The following is a 24,198-nucleotide window of genomic DNA, read 5'->3' as shown; positions in this document are numbered from 1 at the left end:
TCCGACGCGTTTCGACCCGCGCCGCCCGGAAAAGTTGTCCGCAGCGTCGTACCGACTTTGGCCCTGCAGCCGCGGCGCCTGCTCGCGGGCCGTGGCCGCTTCCGCGCCTGCCGGATATGAGATCGCCAAACAGAACGCTTGCCTCGGATGCCATACGGTAGATCGGAAGCTTGTGGGGCCAGCGTTTAGAGACATCGCGGCGAAGTACAAAGGAGATGCGGCGGCTGCGTCGAGGCTGGAGAAGAAGGTGCGCGACGGCGGGGCCGGGGTTTGGGGCGTGATTCCCATGCCGTCCCATCCAAAGATGAGCGACGCCGATATCCATACCGTCGTCAGCTGGGTGCTCAGCGGAGCACCCACCGCCTCTAAGTAGTTGGGCTCGAAGGGTTTTTTGCCAGGGACTTGTCAAACGCCGGCACCCCGTGCCAGAATTGCAGCTTCGTTGGGGCGGTAGCTCAGCTGGGAGAGCGTCGCGTTCGCAATGCGAAGGTCGGGAGTTCGATCCTCCTCCGCTCCACCAAAAGGTCACTGTGAAAAGCCTTGGAAATGAGACAGGAAGCATATTTTTGCCCCAAGTGCAAAGATATGCTTCCCTGACAAAGTGCAACGTTATGCTTCTCGAACAACAAAGCCGGCCTTGTGCCGGCTTTGTTGTTTTTGCGCGACTACCTGTGGCTCGGCCGTGCCCGGGCATGTATCGAGCCTAGGCGAAGGCGCCGTCGAGATCACGCGACCGACCGTAGCTCCTTTCACCCCTATATCTGTTGGCGATCGTCGACGAAATGATGAGCAGAGTGGCTTAGACCGAGTGTGGGTCTCGTGTGCCGCACGAGTTCAGTCGCATAATCGGCGACAATCAGCCAGTCGGTTCCTCGGCTGGTGACAACTCAACGAATATTTCAAGCGATCGATCGTGCAATCACCTGAACTCGCTGGGGGCGATCGGCGGATCCAAGACGAGTCTTGGGCGTAGATGGCCTAATTCATCCAGCATCGGGAGGATCATCATTCTTGAGCTCGGCGAACTTGGCCGCCATCGTCGGGTTGCCCCGAGTCAACCGCTTGATTGTCACGTCCTGAGCCTTGTCGTTCGCAAGACGAAGGTTCCGATCGGTGCCGAGCAGGGCTTCCTTCGTCTTCTGCAGATGGTCGATCGACTTGTCGATCTCATCGATTGCCGTTTGGAACCGCCTAGAGGCGAGATCGTAGTTCTTGGCGAATGCGGTCTTGAACGTCTCGAGTTCGGTTTCGAAGTTCGTGATGTCTATGTTCTGCGCTTTGACAAGTGCTAGCTCCGACTTGTACTTGAGCGAGTTCATCGCCGCATTTCGCAGAAGTGTGATGATTGGAAGAAAGAACTGCGGTCGCACGATGTACATCTTCGGGTAACGGTGGAACACATCGACGATCCCGGTGTTGTAGAGCTCACTGTCAGGTTCGAGCAGGGAGACCAGCACTGCATACTCGCATCCCTTCTCAGTGCGATCCTTGTCGAGTTCCTTCAGGAAATCCTCGTTCCTGCTCTTCGTCGCGGTGCGATCGTTCTCGTTTTTCATTTCGAACATGATCGAGACGATCTCGGTGCCCGCCTCGTCCGAGTCGCGAAAAATGTAGTCGCCCTTGCTGCCAGTCCGCGCGTCGTTGTCCTTCTCGAAATATGCCCTCGGAAACGCCGTCGCTCGAATGCGGTTGAACTCGGTCTCGCAGTGCTGCTCAAGGGTTTCACCGACCATCTTGGTCGACAAGCGAACCTTCATGTCTCGGAGGCGCTCGATCGCATCATCGCGATCCTTGATCTGCGTTTCGTACTTATCCTTGAGCGAGTTCTCTGCGAGTCGTTTTTCAAGCTCCGCCCGCTCGAGGCCGCTCTTAAGTTCATCGCGCTCTTTCTCGACCACGCCGACTGCTTCGGCAATTGCCAGCTTCTGTGCGACCTCAAGGGCGTCGAGCTTGGCCTTTAGGCCTTGGATCTCCGCGTCCTTCGTAGCGGCGGCCCTCTGCAGTTCGTTAACGAACTTCATCTCGGCTAGATCAGAAGCAGCTTGCTTGTCTTGCTTCGCCTGCTCAAGTTCGTTTGCGAGTGCGTCTCGCTCTTTTTCTACGGCGCTTAGGGCCTCGGTCACGGCGAGTTTTCGCGCGACCTCACCGGCATCGAGCCTGGCCTTCAGTTCCTGGATCTCGGCGTCCTTCGCTGCGGCAGCCTTTTGCAATTCGCTGGCGCCCTTGGCTTGGGCGAGTTCGACGGCGTTCCTCTTATCCTGCTCCGCCAGCTCAAGCCGCTCGTGCAATTGCTTTTCGAACTCGCTGTCGCGAACTTGCTTCAGAATGTCCGCGTATCCAGCTTCGTCAATCTTGAATGCTTTCCCGCAGTGTGGGCAGATGATTTCATGCATGTCTACGCGCCTCCCGCCTTTGTGAGGATCTGCTTGAGCATCTCCGGAACGGTTCCGCTCGCCTCAAGCGTCGCAGTTCGGTAAGCAGATTGATTTTTTGCGAGCTTGATTCCAGCAGCGGCCTCAATCGCCGCACACGACGTGACCCACTCCGCCCAATTGGACTCTAGGTAGGTCTCGAGGTGGTCGCTTAGCGTCGCTACACGATCTCCGACCTGTTCCGATGGGAAATCAACCTCTGTTTCACCGAGGTACTTCAGCAGTCGACGGTTCTCTGTCGAAAACTTTGTGCGCTCACCATCTATAGCGGTCTGATTCTTGCCCGCAGCTTTAGCTCGCACTTCGAAGCCACTGTCTCCGTCGAAGAGTACGTAGGTCGGAATCCCCAGACAGCTAAGGATGGCATGAGCAAGCGGGATTCCACCTTTGCCCCCGGCCGAAATAATCGACAGTCCCTGGGATTCGAGGCGACCCACGGCGTCCCGATCTCCGATTCCGTAGAACACGGCCCCCTCTGTATCCCCCTCGACCAGCAGCACGCGTGCTGCGAACAACGCGACCGAGAGGCGATTCGTGATGATGCCATCGAGTTGACGACCAACCTGATCGGCATCTACCGTTCCATTGAGTTTCGTCTTCACCTCGTTGATCGTGGCGAAATGGACAGTGACAACAGGCGTCTCGTCAGACGACCTCGTCAGCCGCCTGATCTGGTTGAAATATCGAGCCTCGAGGAAGTAGGGGCTATGAGTCGCGTAGGTCACTTGGATGCGCTTGCTAGCATTCTCGGCCAGCGACCTCAGTACCTTCGCAAAGGTCTGGGCTTGTATCGGGTGCTGATAGAGTTCCGGCTCCTCGATCGCTAGGCAGATCACACCCTCTGCCGATGCTGCACCTGACTGCGCCAGGAGTTGGAGCGCCGAGATCAAAAGCGTGCGCTGAAAGCCATGCCCCTGTCGCTCCACTGCTGTTTCGGTGGCGCCATCGAGCACGGCCACTTCGAACGTGGTCCGTGGGGCCTTGAGTTCGACTTCGGCAGGCGAAACCGTGACAGCCCGACCTGGCGTGTAAGACGCGAGGACCCCGTTGAGCTGCGTCGTCATGACTTCCAGCTGTGCCTTGAACTTTTCCTCATAGACTTTCTGCTGCTTCGCGCGCGACTCTTCGACGATCGTCGCGATCTCATCGTCGGCAGCAGCACGATCAACTGAACGTTCAAGGATGCGACCAATGATGCTTGCTTTGCCGTCGGTAGATTCCTCGCTGGCGCGAAGGTCCGCGGTGACTAGGACGAAGTCGAAGAGACCGCTCATTTTGCCGCCGCTGTTGAAGCCGAAGAAATTGGTCTGCAGCTCTTCGGGGGCATCGACGAGCTGGCCTGTATGGGAGGACTCCCAGCTCGTCATTGCGTGATCGACGGCGGTACCTGTATTGGCTGCAGGGAGGTTTAGGTCCGGACGGCTACTGCGGAGATCGGCATACAGTTCCTTTTTTGCTGCCGCACTCCCGGCGGCTTTGATTGCGTTGAATTCTGGAAAGCCCTTCGCATTCGCCGAAAGCACCTCTGAGCCGTCAGATGACCGGCGCTTCCATGCAGTGAATGTAGCAACGCCGTCCGGCGCGTACTTGCCAAGTGCTTCACGGTCCTTGGCGGTGAGATCGGTGAACGTGACTTGAACCTCGATGTTCTCGGTAGAGGCCCCGAAGGAACAGTCCTTCTCAGTCAGCGAGACGGGCTTACCGTTAAAGTACCAGTCGAGCGCACGAAGCACAGTTGACTTCCCGGTACCGTTCGGTCCGATGAACGTGGTGACGGAATCGAAGGGGATGGTCACGTCTTTTAACGCGCGGAAGTTTCTTATGCGAACGGATTGGATCTTCATTGCTGATTCCGGCTCCTTGTGTCTTTTGCCGAAGACTACAGAGACAGTCGTTATCGGAACTCAGGCGAACGACGACGCCGTTGTGTGACCGGCTTAGCGTCAAGGACATGCCTGACCATCGTCGCGAAAAATCGGCCGAGTGCAAGTTCTTCCGGGGTCTTCCCTTCAACGATCCGCACGTTTGGAAACTGCGCAATGCCACGGTCAACTTCCGAATCGGGCTCGGGTGTTCGTGCCTCTCCCCCTCTTCAAGTTTGAGTCCGGGTTCAGCAAACGTGCAACGAACCGCGCGCCGGTCGTTCCCGGCGCTTTTCCCCCTAGACCCTAGACGCGTAACCGTTTCTCACGGCTGGATTGCTGTTGATGTACGAGTTGAGCCCATAGCCTTGAACTGCCAGTCTCTTCATTGTCTCGACGTGTACGGCGCCGGGCCTAGCATGGGTGTATGAGTACGTTCGAAACGTCCCCTGCGTAAATGTCACATTGATGAAGTTCGGCCCCATTTCGTATGATGAAATTCCTGAGTCGCCATTTAGATTCAGATAAGTAGGCATTTTTTACCTCCATCGCCGCCGATATGGCGTAATTGCCGATAGAAGGATAGGACATTTAGGGAAGGTTCACGGAGAAGTTCATATGAATTCGGTGCCGATAGGTTCCCTGGCAACCTGCAGGGGGGCACACCTGTCGGATAGGTCGGAGGACCGAAGTGCTATCGGTACATTGCCTAGCCACGACGCCGATAGCTATGCCACATTTTTCGACCATCACCCTGTTAGCAGCGTCTGTGACTCCCTCCGCGATGTCGAGCTCATGAGCCTTCGATCGTGTTGCATCGACGGCTTGAATCCGCAACCCAATTCGGACGCTGCCCCCTTAGCTACGGCCACGGCAGTTTTTCGCCGTTCGCCGGTTATCCGTTTTTGTTCGCGGATAGACAAATCTTCGGTGACAGCCCTCTGCAGGCGCGGGCGGCCACTGCTTTGGAGATTACGCAGATCAAGAGTTTTTTTGTGCGCTGTTTAAAATGCGCTCACGTTCAGTGTTAAAGACTGTACGTAGTCTGCTAGTAATCGTTGCTTGATCGTGAGTATTAAATAATTCAATCTCTCTGGCCTCTTCTTGCTCGAGATACTGAATGAAGGCATCTGTTTTCCTGACACGAAGCTCCACGCGAGCAAGGCGTTTTCTCTCCACATGCATTCTATATTCATCGATAGAAAGCTGGGCAATAGAATTCGATTTTTCGTAGTCGGAAATAGCGCAGTCTACGCAAACAAGCTCAAGATAGGTGAATGCAAGCGAGAGATCATTTAGAACAAATTCCCCATATGGTGTCAGCTTGATACTATCCACTCGCGCGTCAAAAATATCTAGCCGATTGTTGGCCTCAATGAGCCCGTACTTTAAAAGCATGTCCGCGTTAAGATCAAAGTCTTCGGCCATGCCGAATGTCTCTACAAACTCGGCCTTAAGTTGAGCGACCGGTTTAAAGGTGGGCGCCTTGCGATCGTGTCCTTTGTGCAGCTCGAGAAGAATCCGCAGTGCGGTGAAATGCGACCCATGAGCCTTGGACCTAATTTGGAAAACATTCGGGATTCGACTAAGTTGCTCGCTATAGAAGAAGCGATTTGGAATCATGAACGGCTTCAAAACTTGGTGCATTTGAATTTTCCATCTGCCAATTTGAGCCATTTCGCCGACATTTGTATATCCGGAAACTACGAACCCGCGAAATAGTTCCAGTGCAAGTCGGATATTGCCATGGCTGCAAGCGGTCAGAAAATTCGACAGATGAGATTGGCGTGACCTAAATTCACGTTCAAAAATCCTGAAAAGATTAGAGCCAGTCTCAATGTCGACTCGCGACGGAAGTGCGGAAACTACTTCAGGTCTGTCAGAAGTAAGCAGCATTAAAACATATGCTGTTCGTTTAAGAAAAACCTCCTTGGGGCTCGGTGCGCTGATATGGAATCCGGAGTTTTGGTACGCATCGAGAACTCCATGAATGGACGATGCATAAAATCTCTCTTCACGCATCGATATTACAACTAGACATGCAAGTTTTTGCGAAATTTCTTGAGCAATTGAAAAGCAAATTTCCTGAAGGTCCTCGCTGTACTGATCGGTGTTATCAATGACGATAATCGGGGCTTTGTTGCCGCGGCGAAGTTCGTTTGCGAGTCGCTCGGCGACGTATACTGTGTCGTTTTTCCAGTTGCTAACAAGATTGTTTAACGAGACGTTGTACTCGGAAGAATTCGAATTCAGGCCAAAAAGGTCTTGGCGGTTCGCCTTCTCGAAGCGATCGCTAAAAAGAGCGCACAAGCTGTCTCGGTTACCCTGCAGGACGTTAGATCTATCGATTCCGGAAACGATCTCATTCCAAATATGCGAGCGGATGACTACTTGATCAGGTGGGACCGGTAGGAGATCTACCATCACGACTGCCGCATTTGTTTTCAAAATCTGTGGCGGCTTATGGAAGAGCAACTTCTTGAGAAAAGTTGATTTTCCGACCCCCTTTCCGCCGAAAAGAACAACCACATCGGACGCATGGGCCGTCGTGATGCCTTTTGCCAATCGATGACCGAACTTCCCGCCTCCTTCAGTATCAGAGAACTCCTGAACATTATATTGTTCAAGATACGGAGTTACAGCATCTTCGAGTCGCTTTCTGGCATTTTTGAATGACGCGTCATAATCGCGGTCGCTTACATAGCACCGATCCATGAAGTCTGCGTCGTCTGCATTGATTACCCCAAAATAGCGATCCGCAATTGGTCTAAGGCTTGCCGCATAGCGATTAGCATCCACCGGGGCATCGAAGCTGCTTATCGATTGTTTTGGATAAAATAGCTCTCGATGGAAGACGGCATCATCCAGCAACAATTGTCGCAGCGATCCTCTATCGGTGATCGCAGTGTATTCGAAATTGTTATGCGCTTCAACGAACGAATCTGAGAAATACTCTATTCCTGCGATGACAAAAGCCTTTAGCTCTTTCCAGTCTTTCTTTCTTTGAAACGTTTTGAAGAAAATCCACTCGTGACCATTGGTAATTGCGCCAACGTCGCAGCCGATTTCTAAGCAATAGGTTCGGACTTGTTGAACTGCGGCCTTAATTGCATCGTCTGTAAGCAGGGTTTTTGCTGTTATGTACGAGCCGCGACTCTTTCCGGTGATGGCCTTCGGGAGATTGAAATAAATCCCCTCTCGCTTTGCTTCGATAAAAAGTAACGCCTCGTCGTTTGATCGTTTTAATACGTAATCTGCAAATCCGGGTGCGATGTACTCTTCGCAAGATACTCGATTTCGAGGCCACCCTAGTATCTCATGCAGTATTCGATCGATCACTTGGTGACGTGTGTCAGCCTCGTTGAGTGACCTGCCTTTATTTTCACTAGCTAGCTGTTCTGCAATTTGATGCGCTTTCAACTTCAACCCCGGTCGTTAGTGGAAGCCGCTGTCCGCTGATGCGCAGCGGAGCAATTCAAGGCATTCTATCTCTGAGTGGGGTGCATGGGGTAGACAGATGGATATGACGTCCATTGTCCTGCATAAAATTGTGGGCCGGGGCTCGGGAAGCAAACACGACGCGATCTGCAGCAAAGGTGCTCGGACTCGTGATCGCCGTGGCGCGAACCGAGCATGTATTGAGCCGGTAAGATGGCGGTCCGTGTGCACCGTACCTCATCTCGTGAGGTTGGGGGCGAGATCGTCGAAGCAGACGAGTGGCAAGAACTTCTGCGAAAGCGCTATCAGGTCGTTGATCGGCCGCCGGCGCGGATGGTGATCGTTGGCGTGATTTCAACCGGGGAGTGAACTCTATGACTCGAAGAAAAAAGGGCGTTAGCCATGAAGATCCAGCAATCGAGATTCAGCCCAAACGTGCATGGTGGAAGGATATGTCGAGCAAAGCTGTGGTTGCCGTTGTGGCTTCAACTGGCGGTGTTTTGGCTGCTACATACAATGACGCACTAACTAGTTTCATCAAGCCCGGCTTGGCTAACGCATGGGCATGGACTCAAGACCGCATATCCCCGATGGCCGACGACAAACTTATTGGAGTTAGTTTGACGTTTTTCATACCTCCTAACGTTGACAAGGGAAGGTCGGCCGAAAGCGTGAGTGTTACCCTCTCGCCCGAGCACTGCAAGCGCCCGGACGGCGTTTCCATCAAGAAAGCATATGGTGATAGGGAACGAGATTCGTATACCAATGCAATTGTCGGCATTTCATGTCGAGCATCTGGCAGAACGGTGGTCACGCTCACTCCTGAAAGTGGAGCTGCCGTAACGGTATACGATGGGATTCCGAAGGATGGCGAACAGATCGCGTTTTCGGGGGTGACAGGGAGCTATTATGCGGGAATTGCATCTTTGTACTGGCTAGACAAGAAAATGCCAGATGGTCCGTGGGTTCCGGTCAACAAATGCCAGCTTACGAGTACATGTGAGGATGAGTTGCGTAAAGACATGGAGCGTATCCGCGCCGACTGAATTTTGAGCCACCGCGCCGATTGAATTTTGAGCCGGGGTGGAGACCGGCCTGAAGCTGGACCGGTTTGTGGACGGATAAGTGTATGGGTGTCTGGCGTCAACTACAACCGCCGCCGGCAAAAGTAATTGTCGCTGGACAGTATGGGTTTCCGGAGTTGTTGTCCTCCGTCGTATGAAGGTGAGTTGCGCGGGGGAAGCTGCGAAGGGCGTAGCCCGTAGCAGCTTCCCCCGCGCCGGCGAACGACCATCAGGTGGATTCGGAGGCGCCGGCGGGCTCGCCCTTGCGCGCCGCTTCACGCGACCGGATGCGTTTCTTTGCACTCGCGCTGCTATGCCGGAAGCGATAGCTTTCGTTGCCGGTCTCCACGATGTGGCAGTGGTGCGTCAGCCGATCCAGCAACGCCGTGGTCATCTTCGCGTCGCCGAACACACTCGACCATTCGGCGAAGTCGAGATTCGTTGTAATGGCAACACGAGGGCGCCTGATTACGGCCAGCATCGGACTTTCGATATCATGGTGCGTATTTCGGACGAACGTGACCGGCCGTTTCGGGATGGTGACCGGCGATTTCGGTAACGTGACCGGGCATTTCGGGAACGTGACCGAGCGGACCGGAAGGCAGGATTGGCATTGCGCATGACATCAACCACGCGGGCTATGCTCGCCGGCTTTTGCCGGAGAGAGCATGCCCGCGCACCGGATGAACATGCGCATGATCAAGGACGTTTTACGACTTAAATTCGACGGCGGCTTCTCGCACGATCGGATCGCCGCGTCACTGGGCATATCCAAGGGCGTCGTCACGAAGTACATCGGACTAGCCGGTGCCGCCGGGTTGGACTGGACAAGCGCCTGCGATATGGATGAAGGCGAACTCGAGCGGCGGCTTCTCGGCAAGCCCACCGGGCCAGCAGGCTACGCCCAGCCCGACTACGGACGCATCCATCAGGAGCTGCGTCGCAAGGGCATGACGTTGACGTTGCTGTGGGAGGAGTACCAGGCCGAGTTCGCAGACCGGCAGACCTACCGCTATACGCAGTTCTGCGAGCACTACAAGGCGTTCACGAAACGCCTGAAGCGCTCGATGCGTCAGATTCACCGCGGACAGTCATCGCCCGAAGCGTGACCGGCGCGCGGCCCGGTTCATGTTCGAGGCGATCCGCAGCGAGCGTTACACCTGCAGCTACGGCCGCGTCAGCGCGTTCGTGAGGCGCTGGCAGAGGGTGTCGTAGCGCTTTGGTACGACGCTCCCTGAAACTCCTTGGAGACCGGGAGGTGAGGCGAGGCATCGCGAACCGGACGTCGTGATGCAGGTTCGTCCTCGACCAACATCATCCAACCGACAACGAAGCGGAGGGGCGGTCATGTGGTCCGAAATGATCCCGCCAAGATACCGCTCGCGCACGGTTGCCCGTATCCTTATTCCCCTTCGAATCCACCCCTCCAAGGGCCTAGCACAATCTGGAAAAGAACGAAAGTCATAGAAGGATCGGAGCATTCCGGAGGGGATCGTTGTCGCGTTCCTCGTCAAAAAACTGCGGTCCTTATATGTCCGAGCGCTGACGTGCTCAGTTAGGGATCGTTGCGACTTGGTCACATAAAAATATGTGTTGAGCAATTGTAATTGTGTGATGCCGAGTCTTTCGATATTATGCCGAACATGACTTACGACGAGTTTCGAAGGCAACTCGGTAAGGCCGGCCTCAGCGTCAAGGAGTTTGCTGGATTGGTTCGGCTGCGTCCGAACTCAGTGACCAACTACGCGAGGGTCGGTGAGGTGCCATCTCACCTGGCAGTGATCGCTGTCCTGATGGGTGAAATGGCCGACAACAAACTGGATTTCAAAGCGAGACTTGCATCGGTTGATATCGATTCGACCGGGCGTGCAGCTCGATCGGGAGCTGCGCCAGACAATGAATCGGAATAACGCGGAAGGGCTTCACATGAATCGAGCTATTGATCTTTTTTCCGGCGCCGGCGGATTGTCTCTGGGCTTGAAACAAGCTGGATGGGACGTCCGTATCGCTGTGGAGTATGACGCGACAGCGGTCGAAACTCACAGAAAAAACATGCCAGATGTGCTCCACGTATGCGATGACGTGCGGGACATCGAATTTGCCGCATATCAAGGAAAGATCGATCTTGTTGCTGGTGGCCCTCCCTGCCAACCGTTTTCCGTTTCAGGCAAGCAAATGGGCCATCTTGACGTCCGGGACATGGTGCCCGAATTCATACGTGCGGTGCGTGAGATAAAGCCCCGTGCGTTCCTCATGGAGAACGTAAACGGCCTCACGACTAGCAGGTTCAGGCCATATCTCGACCAAAGGGTGGGCGAGCTGGCGGACCTCGGATACGAGGTGCACTGGCAGGTGCTGAACGCAGCGGACTTTGGCGTCCCGCAAAAGCGTCTGAGGCTGTTCGTCGTAGGCTTACCTAAGGGAACGCCGTTCAATTTCCCGACCCCGACGCATGGCCCGAGGGGAGAGCAGCGGTATCGCACCGTCAGAGATGCCCTCGCTGGGACACCTCAAGATGACCCAAACAGAGCGAAGGTGGTCTTTGCAAAGAATCCGATACTTCGGCGCAGTCCATACGCCGGAATGTTGTTCAACGGTAAAGGCCGTCCGTTGAACCTCGACGCGCCAGCGCTTACCATCCCGGCGACCGCAGGAGGTAATCGAACGCACATCATCGACCCCCACGGCAATATTTTGCACTATCACGCTCATTTGCAGGCCGGCGGAGCGCCACTGCAGGGAGAGGCGGCTGGATGCCGCAGGCTGACGGTGCGGGAGTCAGCCCGTCTTCAGACTTTTCCGGATTGGTTCGAGTTCGTTGGGCGTCGGAATCAGCACTACATGCAAATTGGAAACGCGGTGCCCCCTCAGCTTGCTAAATGCGTAGGCGAAGCCGTGTTAGCCGCGCTTGCTGTAAATGAGAGGTCAGACTCGAACGTGAGGCTCGCGCAAAAAATTAAAGAGAGCGCATCAACTCCTGCCAATGAAGCCGATGTTTAAAGTGAGCGCCCAGCTCATGTAATGAGTCGTGAACAACACGGAGCAGCATTGAACGCTGCTCTGGCGATAGCAGCATTAAAGTATTACGCAAAAAATCATCCACCGGGGTCACGTTGACATCTACTCCGCGAGAAAATTCTTGCGCCATGCGTACGTTTGCTGCGACGCAATCATCAACGACGGGATTCCCCTGGACAACAAATAGCACATTAAAAACGTTGGCTGCACGTGCTTTCAAAATCGTATTGCCAAGCTCGGCTTGGGACAGTGTCTCGTCCTTGACCTCGATGGCGAAATCAACAACGCCATCTCGATTAATTCGTTCGACATCACCCGCGCGACCGCCGGCCCTGTCAGCCGAATTGGTCGGGTAGGAGCGAACCCCTCCGAAATCAGTAAAGGCCGTTGAAAATACCTTCAGCGTCGCATATGTAATTACCTGCAAGCGCACCCCATTTGATGGGGTGGAAATGAAAGATTTTATGACGGAAATAACGTCATCTAGGCTTACGCGGGGCGGGCCAAAATATTCGCTATCGTTAGATTCTAAATGTCGCCTAATTTCGACTAGCGCTAGCGAAAATATTTTGGCGGCGTCCTCTGCCGCCGATGTCTGCAATTCGTACGCGAGCGAGTGCAAAAAATCATAATCGATTTTATTTTTCGCCTTCGAGCGCATTTCTTCGCCGAAGTTCTTGTAGCGTGCTGGGTTGTTGACATAGGGGTCCGGGTTGGCGCCAGAAATCGGACGACCTACTGCCTCATTCCACGGCACGACCACCTTTGACGCGAGCGAGCGCGCATCCCAAGCGCCGGGCAACTCGGAGCTGTCTTGCAGGCACAGGGCATTCAAATCGGGGTTGACGCATTTGCCGAGCAGTTGCGTAAGCAAAACGTAGGGATACGTGCTTCCTCCCTCTCGTATGATGCGCCCGAGGTGAGTGCTCCATTTGGTATCCACTGTTGCGTTCAGGTCGGGGATGTTCAGGACCGCGCTCCAAGCATTCTCTAGGTAGTTGCGCGCAGCCTGATGAAATGCAGATAATTCGGCTTTCTTCGCCATAAAGAAAATGCATGCTCATCGGGGGCAAGGAGCGACAGGATGCCTGACAACGAACAAAAATGGAACCAGCAAGCGCCTGAAGGGATTGAACGCCTATCCACGGCACGCCAGGTCCGATTGACGAGGCAACTATGGGCATTTGCCCTTGCAGTGGCCACATATCGCACGGGGGCCAATGATCCCGTTCGCGCTAACGATAGAGATCGCGGAGCAGCGGGAAACTTGAACGCAGACTTACAAGGTGCTGTCGGCGAGATAGTCGCTGTAATCCATGCTGAAAAATCGGTAGGCACACTAAACGTCTTTCATGATATTTGTGAGGTCTCCGGACCGGTCGATGATGTAGACCTGCGAATCTTGGATCAGGGCAATGAGCACAGAGTCGAGGTGAAATGTCTTATCTGGGACAGGACGCGAAAACTGATGCTGGTAAACGAGCGAGCTCACCAGCGGTCGACTCGACGTCATGCGTCGGGATATCTTCCGGTTTTGACCTGTATAGGCGGAGACAAGGCAGTTGTGGGGCCTCTATTTAATCCACTCGATCTGGATGATTCGCGTCTCTGGTCCTTGGGGAATCTGCCCGGCAGAAACGATCCTGCATATGCAATGGAGCTTTCTCAGTTTTGTAATAAATATATGGGGAGAAGTTGGAATTCACTGCGTGAGCGATATGTTTCTGGGCATGAGTGGTCCGCGGTAAGTCCGGCTGATTTTGATCAATGGGTTTTGAATTTGAATTGTTTCGATCGTGAAGTGAAGCGCATTATGGCCGCTTCGCAAACGGACGTGACTACGGTGGCCAACGCGGTTGCACACGTTATCGATCGCTGATGCGTCAATGCCTAGAGCTCGGTGAGTTGGTCGGGTGTCGCGCGATTATCCGAGGAATTGCCGAATTCGCTGTCGCAATATGTCATCGTCGCCGATTTCGCATTCCCAAATTACAAGACTGCTCCAACCAAGCTGACGGAGTCCGGCTTGATTCAGTGCATCCCGCGCTACGTTGCGTCGAAATTTTGGCTCCCAGTAATCCTGATTACAGCGAGGTGTTTTCCGTCCGACAGCACAGTCATGCCTGTGCCAGAAACAGCCGTGGACGAATATTACCTTGTGGCGCCCAGGGAAGGTTAAATCAGGTGAACCCGGCAAGGCCTTGTAATGAAGCCGGAAGCGGTAGCCCATTTTGTGCACAGTCGACCGAACGTAGAGTTCCGGCTTTGTCCCCTTGCTGCGAATTTGTCGCATCAATGCCCGCCTCGCGGGAGGGGTCGACTCGAAACGCTTACTCGTCATACGTCACCTGAAATGTCCATTGACGGACAAAATGCGAGGGGGCCTACTAAAAAAGATGCGCGGCCGGGTGCATTCGCAGCATGATCGATCCCTATATTTCCCCAATATCCGGGTTTGCGCGGGGCGGGTCGACCGGTAGCTGACGCTCCTAGCATAAGACTATCAATGCACACTGGTTCGAGCGTGACCGCGATTTGCGCGTTGCCCGCGTCGCCCGCTTCTAGGTTTGAGTTTTCAAATGGAATCCCGAAAGGAGCGCGGTATGCGTGATCGAAAGTCAGGCGGGACAGGACACGAATCTACGTGAGTGCAACTTGCTGGGACGAGTAAGCAACATCATTCCGGGCGGGCCGGCGAGGCGAAGGTGCTGGAACAGTTAGCCCCGGAAGCCGTCGCCCTTTGGCCGGTGGTAGCTTAGCAATTACGCGACGCAAACGTGTTGAGTTCGGTTGATGCTTACGCGTTGGCTACCTACTGCGAAGCGTTCGCGCGATGGTGCGCTGCTGGGGAGCAAGTTGCGAAAATGCTGATCGAGTTCGGCGTGGCATCAGGCTGCCGAGCGGAGGAGCGGGCGAACGTCTCTCCAAACCCCTCGCGGCCTGCGGCGGCGGACGAAAAAAAACAAGGGAGCCGAGACAACGAGCGCAAAACGCGATTATGCGTCGCGACGAGGTTCAGAGGGAAACGGGTCTGTGCCGCTCAACCATTTATAAACGCATGAAGGAGGGCACCTTCCCCGCGCTGTTGAAGATCGGTCGGGGTTCGAGTGGATGGCGCGTCGCCGACGTTGAGGCTTTTTAGAGTCGCCTGCCACATCGATGATATGCGCCTCGCTTCCGTCCTCGTAGGCGACTTTGTCACCCACCCGGGCGATGGCGAGTTCGACGATTTTGATGCTGCTACTAGCCTGAGCGACCCGCCCACCGCGCTCGGTGATCGAGCCCGCAGTCGCAAAGGGATGAAATTTCTCGGTGACTGTTTCCGCGCATTCTTGTTGCTCGTTCTTCGCGTGCTGCATCGATCCTTGCTCCTTCTAAGAGTCGGCTTGAATTCTCGGAATACTCTCGTGCGGCAGCAGTGTGCCGTTATTTTGGCCGGCGATTACAGCAACGGATCATACTTACTCAATGGCGTGACGCTTGGATTGAGTAAGTACGTCGTCCGCTGTCGCGATCGGCAAGTCAATGAAATCGTGCTCTGGCATTTCGTCAAACGCCCGCGGAAACGGGAGGTAAAGCTTCACAATCCAGAGTTTTCCGCTCTTGCACGCCGCGTACGGGTGCAGGATCTCGCCGCCGGTTGCCCGCCGATCAAAGCGCAGCACGCCTTTATTGGGATATGAGGGTGAGGAGCCCTCGAGGCGCGCGCATCATCTGGGTGACGGCTTCGTGCGGAAAGCCAGGGTGGCCCGATGTATACGCTTCCTCGATTGCCGCGCGAATGGCGTCGTCTTCCGTGAGATGGCAGTCCGTCATCTCGTGCTCGTCAAACACCTCCTCTGTCGCCACGTACGGCGGCCCGCGATACCAGTTCGGGGCGTCATGCGTCAGTGGGATGGCGGCGATCGTACGAGTACCGACATCGGTACAGCGCCAGCGGAACCCGGCAGTGCCTAGGAATTCCAGGCCGATATGAAAGTCGGAATGCTTCATGGCTCGCGGGGTCGGGCAAAGGGAATGACGATTGTGCCAGCGCGGTGGGTGGACTCTCAGTCAGAGGAGTCTCGATTTGCTTGGGCTTGCTCAGCTTGGCCTTATCAGCGCGTCGCGCGATCCACTCGCTGTTGACGTGTAGACCGCGAACAGGTGAGTGGGCTTGGAAGCCGGCAGTCAGCATGCTGATCGCCCGCTGTAACGGCGCAAGTATGAGATCGTGCGGTAGTTGTCGCGGATAATTCGTTCATCGAACCCATCGTTTTGACGCAGCTAATCGATGTGCTCGGCTGAAAAGACCATCCTGGCCAGCCCCCTCGCCCAATTCGACTAAACTTAACCACCCAGTCGACACCGCCCGGCCCCCACCATGGCGCACTTATTCTTCGCCGCCTCGATCCAACGCCACATCGCGCTCCCCGAACGCGACGTCGCCGCCACATCGGTCGACGAGGCCTTATCCGCCGTCTTCGCCGACGAGCCGCGCTTGCGCGGCTACATCCTCGACGACCAAGGTGGTTTGCGTCGGCACCTTGCCGTATTCATCGACGGCAAGCCGCTGCGCGACCGCCGTCGGCTTTCCGACCCTGTCGACACGAACAGCCGCATCTACGTAGTCCAGGCGCTATCAGGCGGTTGATCCACCGCTCGCGCTCAAACAACATTGGAGATGAACGTGAATGACGATCGCTTGCTGGTGGGCACTCGAAAAGGGCTGTTCGTATATGAAGCGAACGATACGAACCCTCGTAGTTGGAAGCAGACTGCGCACCATTTCATCGGCGAACCCGTCACTGCGGCGTTGGCCGATGCGCGCGACGGCACGCTTTACGCCGCACTGAATCTCGGGCATTTCGGTGTGAAACTGCATCGCCTGCCGGCAGGCGCGCGCGAATGGGAGCCCTGCACGACCCCGGTCTACCCTCCGCAGCCGGAAGCGGACACGACCACCGCAGCCGCACCGCAACCCGCCTCAGCTCAACAACCCGCAAATACCGAAACCGCTGAGCCCCGCGAGCCCCTATGGTCGCTCGAACAAATCTGGACGCTGGAACCCGGCGGTGCCGACCAACCGGGTACGCTGTGGGCCGGCACGATCCCAGGTGGCTTGTTCCGCTCGGACGATCGCGGTGAAACGTGGACGTTGAACGTCCCGCTGTGGAATCGCCCGGAACGTCGCGAATGGATGGGCGGCGGATACGATCATGCCGGCATTCACTCGGTACTCGTCGATCCGCGCGATAGTCGCCATGTGACGATCGCCGTATCGAGCGGCGGCGTCTGGCAAACGAACGACAGCGGGGAATCATGGCGACAAACCGCGTACGGCATGCAGGCCGATTACATGCCGCCCGAACGTCGTGAAGAACCCAACGTGCAAGACCCCCATCGCGTCGTCCAATGCCAAGGCGCTCCGGACACGCTCTGGACGCAGCATCATTGCGGCATCTTCCGCTCGACCGATGGCGGCGAGCACTGGGGACGCATTGAGGCGCAGCCGTCGAGCTTCGGCTTCGCAGTCGCCGTTCATCCCCAAGACCCTGATACCGCGTGGTTCGTCCCCGCGATCAAAGACGCGTACCGTATCCCCGTCGATGGACGCTTGGTCGTCACGCGCACGCGCGACGGCGGTCGAACCTTCGAACAGTTCTCACAAGGTTTGCCACCCGCACCCGCCTACGACTTGATCTATCGTCACGGTCTCGTGGTCGATTCGACGGGCACTCGCCTCGCAATGGGCTCGACGACAGGTGGCCTCTGGACTTCCGATAACGCCGGGGAAACGTGGCACGAAATCTCGGCGCATCTTCCACCCATCTATCACGTGAGCTTCGCGTAGATCAGCAATAACAACCCGGCGCAGCACCTTGCCAGAAGGCGCCGCGCCGTTAAAGAACGAACCTCAGCGTCCAGCGCCGACCATCTTCCCTGCGCCCACGCTGGGCTCGATAGCCGCACCCTCGCCGGCATCCATCTGCACGCCGCGATGCTCGCGCCCCAGGCTGATCAGAATCGAAATGACAACGGCCACCGTCCCGGCAACGAGCGCCATCGCCATGCCGTAGTTGTCTCCGTGCTGATGCGCAATGCCTGCCTGAATCGTTGCATTGGCCGAAGCGAGCAGATTGCCGAGCTGATAGACGAGTCCCGGGAACGTTGCGCGCACTTCAGGCGGCGACATTTCATTGAGGTGAGCCGGAATCACGCCCCAGGCACCTTGCACCGAGATCTGCATGAGGAACGCACCGATCGCGAGTGCAATGCTGCCGCTCGCAAACGCCCACAACGGCAACACAGGCAGCGCAATCAACGCAGCGATGGCGATCGCTTTGCGTCGGCCGATCTTCTCCGACAACGAGCCGAACAAGATTCCGCCGATGATCGCGCCGATGTTATAGGTGATCGCGATGATGCTGACCGTGTGCGTCGAGAACTTATGTTGCACCAGCAGGAAGGTCGGATAGAGATCTTGCGTGCCGTGGCTGAAGAAGTTGAAGGCCGTCATCAACACGATCATGTAGAGGGCGAGCTTCCATTCGCGAGCGAGCACGGCGACGATGCTCGGGCGGACGGCCGCGTTGCGCCCGCGTTCCCATGTCGGCGATTCCGGGACGTTGCGGCGGATAAACAGCACGAGCAGCGCCGGCACCACGCCGATCATGAACATGCCGCGCCAGCCGATCGAATCGTGCAGCAGGCCGAAAACGACCGATGCCAGCAAGTAACCCGACGGATAGCCGGCTTGCAGAATCCCCGACATGATGCCGCGCGATTTCGGCGGGATCGACTCCATCGTCAGCGCCGAGCCGACACCCCATTCGCCGCCCATCGCAACGCCGAACAGGCTGCGCAGCACGAGCAACATCGTCAGGCTCGTCGCGAAGCCGGAGGCGAGATCGAGCAACGAGAACAAAACGATGTTCGCCATCAACACGGGACGGCGGCCGTATCGGTCGGCAAGCCGGCCGAAGATCAGCGCGCCGAGCGGGCGCAGTGCGAGCGTCAGCGTGATCGCGATGGTCACGCTCGTGATTTCCGTACCGAAGGCTTTGGCGATGTCCTTCAGGACAAACACCATCAGAAAGAAGTCGAACGCGTCGAGCGTCCAGCCCAGATAGCTGGCGAGGGCGACGCTACGCTGCTGCTTGGTCCAAGTCATGAATCTTGTCTCCTGTGAATGGTCCGTCGTCCTGTCGATCGGCGCGGCGTTGCGCTGCCGTCGTCAGGCTGACGTTCTATTACGCAGGAGGTATGCCAATCGTTAAGCGTCGCTAATGCCTTGAATCAGAAGCGATAGCGATGGGCGCAGCGAGACCGCTCGCGCGGGAATTCGCTCAGCGAGGTCGAAACGCTGTGCGGAAATCGTGACGGGTGAAGTCAGCGTTAACCCTCGTTCACCGAAAATCATCCGACGTGATCGCGAGCCGTCGCATCTTGTCGTACAGGGTTTTCTTCGGCAGACCCAAGCGTTCGCACGCCAGCGCCGCACGGCCTTGACATGCCCGTAACGCTTCTTCGATCAAGTGTCGCTCGAAGCAATTCACCTGCTCTTCAAGCGTGCGCGGCGCCGTGCCGATCGACGCGTCGGCATCGCCGGTGTCGGCCAGCAATCCAAGCGCAAAACGCTCGGCCACGTTGCGCAACTCGCGCACGTTGCCCTGCCAACTGCGGGACATCAGCGCTTGCATTTGCTGCGGGCTCAACGCGTCGGGCGCCGGCCGCCCATAGCGCGCCGATGCCTGCAGAACGAAATGCTCGAACAGCAGCGGGATATCCTCGCGACGCTCGCGCAGCGGCGGCACTTCGAGCACGACGACGCCGAGCCGGTAATAAAGATCGTCGCGGAACCGCTGCTCTCGGGCGAGCGCCAGCAAGTCCGCTTTCGTGCCTGCCACGATCCGGCAATTCATCGGCTGCAACTCGTTCGAACCGACGCGCTCGAACGCGCGCTCCTGCAGCACGCGAAGAAACTTCGCTTGCAGGGACATCTGCATCGTCTCGATCTCGTCAAGGAACAGCGTGCCGCCATCGGCGAATTCGAGCTTGCCGATACGGCGCTTGACTGCGCCCGTGAACGAACCGGCTTCATGGCCGAACACTTCGCTTTCGAAGAGCATTTCGGGGATGCCCGCGCAATTGATCGCGGCGAAGTTCGCACTGCGGCGGCGCCCCGATTCATGCAGGCATCGCGCGACGACCTCTTTGCCTGCGCCCGTTTCACCAAGGACAAGCACGTTCGTATCGGTGTCGGCCAGATCGATGATGACGCGTCGCAGGCGTTCGATCGCAGGCGATTGCCCGAGAATCTTCGCTTCGATGCGGTCGCGATTGTTTGCCTGGCGGCGTAGCGTATCGAGTTCGAGTGTCAGGTGTCGCTTCTCGAGCGCGCGTTGCGCGACGTCGGCCAGATGCTCCGACGAAAACGGCTTTTCGATGAAGTCGTAAGCGCCGCGCTTCATGGCTTCGACGGCCATCGCGATGTCGCCGTGGCCCGTGACGAGGATGACGGGCAACTCGGCGTCGATCGATCGAATCTGTTCGAGCAAGGCGAACCCGTCCATGCCGGGCAGGCGCACATCGGTCACGACGATGCCCGCAAAACCGGGGCGAATTTGTCGAAGCGCCTGCTCGGCGCGCTCGAACGCCTGCACTTCGATGCCGCGCAGTTGCAGCGCCTGGACGCCGCCGAGCCGCACGGCAGGCTCGTCTTCGACGAACAATACCCTTAACCCATCTTGCTGCATCTGGTCTCCTGACTTCATGCCTTTGCCCCTGGCATCTTGGGCGAAGCGGGTTGCGCTTCGGCGGGCGAGTGCGGTGCGGCGCCGTCTGCCTGGTATTCGTCGATACGCGCGCGGCGTAGCCGCAACGTGAATGAAGCGCCTGCACTGGCCGCGGCATCGTCAATCTTCAACGTGCCGCCGAGTTCGCGAACGATGCCCGCTGAGATCGCCAGGCCAAGCCCGAGGCCGGCCCCGGGCGGCTTCGTCGTAAAGAACGGTTCGAACAAACGTGCGCGTGCATCTTCGGGTATCCCGGCACCCGTATCCGAAACGGTGATCGTCGCAAAGGCATCGTCCGTTTCGTCGACGCGCACGGCAATCGTGAGCTGCCTCACCGGGCAATCGAGCATCGCGTCGAGCGCGTTCGCGAATAAGTTGACGAGCACCTGTTCGAGACGGTTCGCATCGGCCAGCACTTTGAGATCGGCATTCGCCCCTTGATTGCCGATGTGGCGCACGACTTCGACATTTTCCTTGCGCAGCCGCAGTTCGACGAGAAACAGCGCATTCGCCATGGCACGCTCGACGTCGACCGGTGCAAGTTCCGCGGGCCCTTTGCGCGAGAAGCGGCGCAACTGCGCGGTGATCGTGCCCATTCGTTCGATGAGCCCGGTGATCACGCGCAGATTGCTTTCGGCTTCCCCGGGGCGTCCGCGTTGCAGAAACAGCAAGGCGTTGTCCGACAGCGTGCGCAACGCCGCCAGCGGTTGGTTGAGTTCATGCGTGACGCCGGCCGACATCTGGCCGATCAGCGCCATCTTGCCCGCTTGCACGAGTTCTTCGAGCGTGGCCTTCAGTGTCGCCTCGGTACGCTTGTGCTGTGCAATTTCGCTGCGCAGGCTGTGGTTCGCGCGTGCAAGTGCATCGGTTCGCCGCGTGACCTTGCGTTCGAGGTCGTCGTTCATGCGCTCGAGCGTTTCGCGCATCGCCAGGCGTTGGGCGATCACCTTTCTGCGTTGAAGCACGTACAGCGTGACGCTCATTGCAAGCGACAGGCCGAGCGCCGCGACGAGTGCGGCATAGCTTGCGCTCTTGCGGGCAGGGGCGATGTCGGTCAGCGACATGATGTGCCAGTCGGTGCCCGATACGAGCCGGCTGACGACGACGAATTTGTTTTGGCGTGCGTTGCCGGTGCTTGCCGAGTGCGGGTTCGCAGCCGGGATCGCGTCGATCTCGGCGCTTGGCGTCAGCCGCCGACGCTTCACGAGCCCGAGTTCCTCGAGCGCGCCGGGGCCGTCGTATTGGCGTTTCGCTTCGATGCGCGCGCGAGCCGCAGCCGAAAGCGGATGCAGCGTGCGGTACTTCCAAGCGGCGCACGAGGTTAGGAACACGACACCGTTCGCATCGGCGACGAGCACCGTTTCATCGCCACGCTTCCATAAAGCTTCGATCGCGTCGAGGCTGATTTTGGTGGCGACGACGCCAAGCTGTTGGCCATTGGCGCCGATCCGTGCGGCGTAGAAGTAGCCGGGCAGACGGCTTGTCGATCCGAGTCCGTAGAAGCGTCCCGTCCCGTTGTTCAGCGCATCGATGAAATAAGGGCGATAGGAAAAATTCTGTCCGACGAAGCTGATCGGTTGATTCCAATTGCTGGCTGCGAGCGTCGTGCCGTGCAAATCGAGCACATAGATGGCGGCGGCCTGCGAATCGGTCGTCACTTCGGCCAGATACCGGTTCACACGCCCGATGAGCGCCTGATCCTGAGGGTGCCGCAGCAACTCGGCAATTTCGGGGTTCAGGCTTAGCAGGGCAGGGAGGTAGTCATAGCGCGTCAGCTCGCCCTTGAGCGTGCTTTCGTCGATATCGAGCCGATGCGTGGCGCGCTCGATGATCGCGCCCGTTTCGGCCTGTTCGGCGTAGCGATAGGCGCTGACCGCTCCGGCTGCGACGAGCGCGGCGAACGCGAGGGCCTTCGCCGTCTGCGAGGCGCTGGGTAGGCGTGTGGCGATGCGGGCGGGGAGTCGCAGCCGCCGTGACGAGGCCGCGAGCTGCCGGAGCGGGTTCATCAGTAGATTAGAACGCAAAAGGGACGGCTGCCGGGAGCGCGCAGTTTAGCGAAAACGGGCGCAGGCTGCGATCGGGGTAAATAAGGGCAGTGCAGCGCGGGCCGCGGCTCGCTGTTGTCGCGGTGATAACATTTGTTGTCACCGCAACCGCCGCATCGCTTACTTATGCCTGAGACCCTGGACCAACTTGCTGCATTGATCCGCGCACGCTTCGCGGAAATGAGCCCGCAATTTCAGGCGGGCGCTGCGTTTCTGCTCGATCATCCCGATGAAGTGGCGGTGCTGTCGATGCGCAAGGTGGCTGAGCATGCGCAGATTCAGCCGGCGGCGCTCGTGCGTTTGTCGCAGCAATTGGGGTTTCCCGGTTGGAACGAATTGCGGGAATTGTTCGTTGCACGCGTGCGTACGCGCCCCGAGCCACTGACGGTGCGTGCCCGATCGCTCGTTGCCGGTACGAAGAAGGACACGTTCACGCACGACTTGCTCGCGGCGCAACATCACAATCTCGAAGCAACGGCGGCCGACAACGAACGGAATGTCGTGCAGGCGGCGCGCGTGTTGCGTAAGGCTCGCCATGTTTATGTCGCGGGCTTCCGGTCGTGCTACGCCGTGGCGTTCGGGTTCGGCTATGGCTATGGCCTGTTTCGCTCGTCCGTATCGCTGTTGACCGGTGAAGCCGGAACGCTCGAAATGCAATTGCGCGGCATTACGCGCGATAGCGCGACAGTGGTCGTCAGCTTTGCACCGTATTCGATGGAAGCCGCGCGCGTCGCTGAAGTCGCACTGGAAAAAGGCAGCCGATTAATCGCGATCACCGATAGCGCCGTGTCGCCCATCGCTTTGAACGCCGACAGCACATTGATTTTTTCGCACGAGAGTCCGTCGTTTTTTCCGTCGCTGGTTGGCGCCACGGCGATTACCGAATCGCTCGTGGCGCGCTTGCTTGCTCTCGAAGGGGCGGAGGCCATCGAACAACTGGAATTGGCCGAGCGCTCCTTGCATGCGAAGGGCGCATACGTCCCGTGATGCGGGAATTGATGCGCCGTCCGTCAGGCCTCGTATAGTGAGTAATGCTTAATGTGTCAGCGGGTGGAACTGGGACGCACTCGGGGGTGGTCGACGTTTCAATTTCCTTTCAATTGCCTGACCGTCTTCGCTCGGCGGGGCGGGCTTGCAGAGATAAGGCCGCGATACGGGTTCCCCCGTCGGGAGTGAGTGGAATTTATTTCCGAAACAAATCGCCGACGATCTTTTGTGGAACTAATTACTTGTTCGATTGGGTTGATTCTTAAACGATTGCCGGTGCGGTAGATTTGTCGGTCTGCATTCATTAGAATCTGGCGCACTTAAAAGAAATCAAAGAATCGCCATGGCCGACGCGACCGTATTGCAGCCTAAACCGACCGACGTATTCGTCTCTCCGTTGATTCGCATTTCACCGGAGGATGTGAATTCGGCTATTCATGAGTTGGATGCATGGCTGCGGAGAATCAGTGGGGGCTGGGTAACGGTCGAGCGCTTGAAGACGGTTGCGCAGAACGTGCCGGTTCTGGCGAATATCTTTGCCGCGGTCGATGCCGTGATGGACATCAGGGCGATGA

General features: G+C 57.2%; 20 protein-coding genes, 1 tRNA gene and 3 pseudogenes. 13 read left to right on the top strand and 11 right to left on the bottom strand.

Annotated features, from left to right (window positions below; translation table 11 throughout):
* Positions 1-34: 34 nt before the first annotated feature.
* Together C0Z19_RS27115 and C0Z19_RS27110 are read left to right on the top strand one after the other, a co-directional pair.
* Positions 35-373 (top strand): c-type cytochrome, encoded by a 339-nt coding sequence (locus C0Z19_RS27115; RefSeq protein ID WP_102612918.1) that lies wholly within the window; start codon positions 35-37, stop codon positions 371-373.
* 71 nt (positions 374-444) lie between these two features.
* Positions 445-520, top strand: a tRNA-Ala gene (locus C0Z19_RS27110).
* A 463-nt stretch (positions 521-983) separates the two neighbouring features.
* Here C0Z19_RS27110 and C0Z19_RS27105 read toward each other — a convergent pair.
* The 3 genes from C0Z19_RS27105 to C0Z19_RS28115 all read right to left on the bottom strand — a co-directional run bounded on the left by C0Z19_RS27105 (position 984) and on the right by C0Z19_RS28115 (position 7,720).
* Positions 984-2,393, bottom strand: a complete 1,410-nt coding sequence (locus tag C0Z19_RS27105; RefSeq protein ID WP_102612917.1) for a DUF2130 domain-containing protein — start codon at positions 2,391-2,393, stop codon at positions 984-986.
* Between the two features lie 2 nt (positions 2,394-2,395).
* Complete coding sequence (locus C0Z19_RS27100) at positions 2,396-4,276, bottom strand: ATP-dependent nuclease (RefSeq protein WP_102612916.1); 1,881 nt, start codon at positions 4,274-4,276, stop codon at positions 2,396-2,398.
* 999 nt (positions 4,277-5,275) lie between these two features.
* Positions 5,276-7,720 (bottom strand): hypothetical protein, encoded by a 2,445-nt coding sequence (locus C0Z19_RS28115; protein WP_146012164.1) that lies wholly within the window; start codon positions 7,718-7,720, stop codon positions 5,276-5,278.
* Between the two features lie 386 nt (positions 7,721-8,106).
* On the opposite strand from C0Z19_RS28115, the gene C0Z19_RS28110 reads away from it, so the two are divergent.
* Positions 8,107-8,778: a hypothetical protein gene (locus C0Z19_RS28110; RefSeq protein ID WP_146012163.1), complete on the top strand. Its 672-nt coding sequence runs from the start codon at positions 8,107-8,109 to the stop codon at positions 8,776-8,778.
* A gap of 247 nt (positions 8,779-9,025) precedes the next feature.
* On the opposite strand, the pseudogene C0Z19_RS27085 reads toward C0Z19_RS28110, so the two are convergent.
* Positions 9,026-9,259, bottom strand: a pseudogene (locus C0Z19_RS27085) (ATP-binding protein); the annotation flags it as partial.
* Positions 9,260-9,485: 226 nt separating this feature from the next.
* Between C0Z19_RS27085 and C0Z19_RS27080 the strand changes: the two are divergent.
* Positions 9,486-9,881, top strand: a pseudogene (locus C0Z19_RS27080) (IS21 family transposase); the annotation flags it as partial.
* Between the two features lie 92 nt (positions 9,882-9,973).
* Here C0Z19_RS27080 and C0Z19_RS27075 read toward each other — a convergent pair.
* Positions 9,974-10,114 (bottom strand): PaeR7I family type II restriction endonuclease, encoded by a 141-nt coding sequence (locus C0Z19_RS27075; protein ID WP_425330324.1) that lies wholly within the window; start codon positions 10,112-10,114, stop codon positions 9,974-9,976.
* A 325-nt stretch (positions 10,115-10,439) separates the two neighbouring features.
* Between C0Z19_RS27075 and C0Z19_RS27070 the strand changes: the two genes are divergently transcribed.
* Both C0Z19_RS27070 and C0Z19_RS27065 read left to right on the top strand, forming a co-directional pair.
* Entirely contained in the window at positions 10,440-10,706 is a 267-nt protein-coding gene (locus C0Z19_RS27070) for a DNA-binding protein (RefSeq protein ID WP_102612920.1), read from the top strand.
* A gap of 16 nt (positions 10,707-10,722) precedes the next feature.
* Positions 10,723-11,796 (top strand): DNA cytosine methyltransferase, encoded by a 1,074-nt coding sequence (locus C0Z19_RS27065; RefSeq protein WP_102612913.1) that lies wholly within the window; start codon positions 10,723-10,725, stop codon positions 11,794-11,796.
* On the opposite strand, the gene C0Z19_RS27060 is transcribed toward C0Z19_RS27065, so the two are convergent.
* A complete protein-coding gene (locus C0Z19_RS27060) occupies positions 11,753-12,859 on the bottom strand; it encodes a restriction endonuclease, SacI family (RefSeq protein ID WP_102612912.1) in 1,107 nt (368 codons plus the stop codon). The two genes, C0Z19_RS27065 and C0Z19_RS27060, sit on opposite strands and share 44 nt — an antisense overlap.
* Before the next feature lie 39 nt (positions 12,860-12,898).
* Between C0Z19_RS27060 and C0Z19_RS28105 the strand changes: the two genes are divergently transcribed.
* Positions 12,899-13,693, top strand: a complete 795-nt coding sequence (locus C0Z19_RS28105; RefSeq protein WP_146012162.1) for a hypothetical protein — start codon at positions 12,899-12,901, stop codon at positions 13,691-13,693.
* A 45-nt stretch (positions 13,694-13,738) separates the two neighbouring features.
* On the opposite strand, the gene C0Z19_RS27055 is transcribed toward C0Z19_RS28105, so the two are convergent.
* A complete protein-coding gene (locus C0Z19_RS27055; protein WP_102612911.1) occupies positions 13,739-14,155 on the bottom strand; it encodes a very short patch repair endonuclease in 417 nt (138 codons plus the stop codon).
* A 492-nt stretch (positions 14,156-14,647) separates the two neighbouring features.
* Between C0Z19_RS27055 and C0Z19_RS29050 the strand changes: the two genes are divergently transcribed.
* Both C0Z19_RS29050 and C0Z19_RS28850 read left to right on the top strand, forming a co-directional pair.
* Complete coding sequence (locus tag C0Z19_RS29050; RefSeq protein ID WP_332882222.1) at positions 14,648-14,956, top strand: helix-turn-helix transcriptional regulator; 309 nt, start codon at positions 14,648-14,650, stop codon at positions 14,954-14,956.
* A 22-nt stretch (positions 14,957-14,978) separates the two neighbouring features.
* Positions 14,979-15,497 carry a hypothetical protein gene (locus tag C0Z19_RS28850; RefSeq protein ID WP_233196309.1) on the top strand — a complete coding sequence of 173 codons (519 nt, stop codon included), beginning with the start codon at positions 14,979-14,981 and terminating at the stop codon, positions 15,495-15,497.
* On the opposite strand, the gene C0Z19_RS28845 is transcribed toward C0Z19_RS28850, so the two are convergent.
* A complete protein-coding gene (locus C0Z19_RS28845; protein WP_233196308.1) occupies positions 15,484-15,807 on the bottom strand; it encodes a hypothetical protein in 324 nt (107 codons plus the stop codon). The two genes, C0Z19_RS28850 and C0Z19_RS28845, sit on opposite strands and share 14 nt — an antisense overlap.
* A 370-nt stretch (positions 15,808-16,177) precedes the next feature.
* Here C0Z19_RS28845 and C0Z19_RS27040 point away from each other — a divergent pair, with 370 nt between their 5' ends.
* Entirely contained in the window at positions 16,178-16,447 is a 270-nt protein-coding gene (locus tag C0Z19_RS27040; protein WP_102612909.1) for a MoaD/ThiS family protein, read from the top strand.
* Positions 16,448-16,483: 36 nt separating this feature from the next.
* A complete protein-coding gene (locus tag C0Z19_RS27035) occupies positions 16,484-17,647 on the top strand; it encodes a WD40/YVTN/BNR-like repeat-containing protein (RefSeq protein ID WP_425330325.1) in 1,164 nt (387 codons plus the stop codon).
* 63 nt (positions 17,648-17,710) lie between these two features.
* On the opposite strand, the gene C0Z19_RS27030 is transcribed toward C0Z19_RS27035, so the two are convergent.
* The 3 genes from C0Z19_RS27030 to C0Z19_RS27020 all read right to left on the bottom strand — a co-directional run bounded on the left by C0Z19_RS27030 (position 17,711) and on the right by C0Z19_RS27020 (position 22,597).
* On the bottom strand, positions 17,711-18,967 hold the full coding sequence (locus C0Z19_RS27030; RefSeq protein ID WP_102612907.1) for an MFS transporter: 1,257 nt from the start codon (positions 18,965-18,967) through the stop codon (positions 17,711-17,713).
* 235 nt (positions 18,968-19,202) lie between these two features.
* Positions 19,203-20,570, bottom strand: coding sequence for a sigma-54-dependent transcriptional regulator (locus tag C0Z19_RS27025; RefSeq protein ID WP_425330326.1), 1,368 nt, complete (start codon positions 20,568-20,570; stop codon positions 19,203-19,205).
* On the bottom strand, positions 20,567-22,597 hold the full coding sequence (locus tag C0Z19_RS27020) for a sensor histidine kinase (protein WP_102612906.1): 2,031 nt from the start codon (positions 22,595-22,597) through the stop codon (positions 20,567-20,569). The genes C0Z19_RS27025 and C0Z19_RS27020 overlap by 4 nt, the downstream gene beginning before the upstream one ends.
* 165 nt (positions 22,598-22,762) lie before the next feature.
* Here C0Z19_RS27020 and C0Z19_RS27015 point away from each other — a divergent pair, with 165 nt between their 5' ends.
* Complete coding sequence (locus tag C0Z19_RS27015) at positions 22,763-23,623, top strand: MurR/RpiR family transcriptional regulator (protein WP_102612905.1); 861 nt, start codon at positions 22,763-22,765, stop codon at positions 23,621-23,623.
* Between the two features lie 343 nt (positions 23,624-23,966).
* Positions 23,967-24,198, top strand: a pseudogene (locus C0Z19_RS27010) (Rhs family protein); the annotation flags it as partial.

The sequence above is a fragment of the Trinickia soli genome, assembly GCF_002879855.1.
Lineage (GTDB): Bacteria > Pseudomonadota > Gammaproteobacteria > Burkholderiales > Burkholderiaceae > Trinickia > Trinickia soli.
The sequence above is the reverse complement of the archived record's forward strand: the minus strand, read 5'-3'. Positions and strand labels throughout refer to the sequence as shown.

What these genes read in the sequence shown, in the direction of transcription:
- C0Z19_RS27105 (WP_102612917.1), bottom strand. Translation starts at nt 2,393, where the DNA reads ATGCATGAAATCATCTGCCCACACTGCGGGAAAGCATTCAAGATTGAC.
- C0Z19_RS27100 (WP_102612916.1), bottom strand. Translation starts at nt 4,276, where the DNA reads ATGAAGATCCAATCCGTTCGCATAAGAAACTTCCGCGCGTTAAAAGAC.
- C0Z19_RS28110 (WP_146012163.1), top strand. Translation starts at nt 8,107, where the DNA reads ATGACTCGAAGAAAAAAGGGCGTTAGCCATGAAGATCCAGCAATCGAG.
- C0Z19_RS27075 (WP_425330324.1), bottom strand. Translation starts at nt 10,114, where the DNA reads ATGATGTTGGTCGAGGACGAACCTGCATCACGACGTCCGGTTCGCGAT.
- C0Z19_RS27070 (WP_102612920.1), top strand. Translation starts at nt 10,440, where the DNA reads ATGACTTACGACGAGTTTCGAAGGCAACTCGGTAAGGCCGGCCTCAGC.
- C0Z19_RS27065 (WP_102612913.1), top strand. Translation starts at nt 10,723, where the DNA reads ATGAATCGAGCTATTGATCTTTTTTCCGGCGCCGGCGGATTGTCTCTG.
- C0Z19_RS27060 (WP_102612912.1), bottom strand. Translation starts at nt 12,859, where the DNA reads ATGGCGAAGAAAGCCGAATTATCTGCATTTCATCAGGCTGCGCGCAAC.
- C0Z19_RS28105 (WP_146012162.1), top strand. Translation starts at nt 12,899, where the DNA reads ATGCCTGACAACGAACAAAAATGGAACCAGCAAGCGCCTGAAGGGATT.
- C0Z19_RS27055 (WP_102612911.1), bottom strand. Translation starts at nt 14,155, where the DNA reads ATGACGAGTAAGCGTTTCGAGTCGACCCCTCCCGCGAGGCGGGCATTG.
- C0Z19_RS29050 (WP_332882222.1), top strand. Translation starts at nt 14,648, where the DNA reads ATGGTGCGCTGCTGGGGAGCAAGTTGCGAAAATGCTGATCGAGTTCGG.
- C0Z19_RS28850 (WP_233196309.1), top strand. Translation starts at nt 14,979, where the DNA reads ATGCGCCTCGCTTCCGTCCTCGTAGGCGACTTTGTCACCCACCCGGGC.
- C0Z19_RS28845 (WP_233196308.1), bottom strand. Translation starts at nt 15,807, where the DNA reads ATGAAGCATTCCGACTTTCATATCGGCCTGGAATTCCTAGGCACTGCC.
- C0Z19_RS27040 (WP_102612909.1), top strand. Translation starts at nt 16,178, where the DNA reads ATGGCGCACTTATTCTTCGCCGCCTCGATCCAACGCCACATCGCGCTC.
- C0Z19_RS27030 (WP_102612907.1), bottom strand. Translation starts at nt 18,967, where the DNA reads ATGACTTGGACCAAGCAGCAGCGTAGCGTCGCCCTCGCCAGCTATCTG.
- C0Z19_RS27025 (WP_425330326.1), bottom strand. Translation starts at nt 20,570, where the DNA reads ATGAAGTCAGGAGACCAGATGCAGCAAGATGGGTTAAGGGTATTGTTC.
- C0Z19_RS27020 (WP_102612906.1), bottom strand. Translation starts at nt 22,597, where the DNA reads ATGAACCCGCTCCGGCAGCTCGCGGCCTCGTCACGGCGGCTGCGACTC.
- C0Z19_RS27015 (WP_102612905.1), top strand. Translation starts at nt 22,763, where the DNA reads ATGCCTGAGACCCTGGACCAACTTGCTGCATTGATCCGCGCACGCTTC.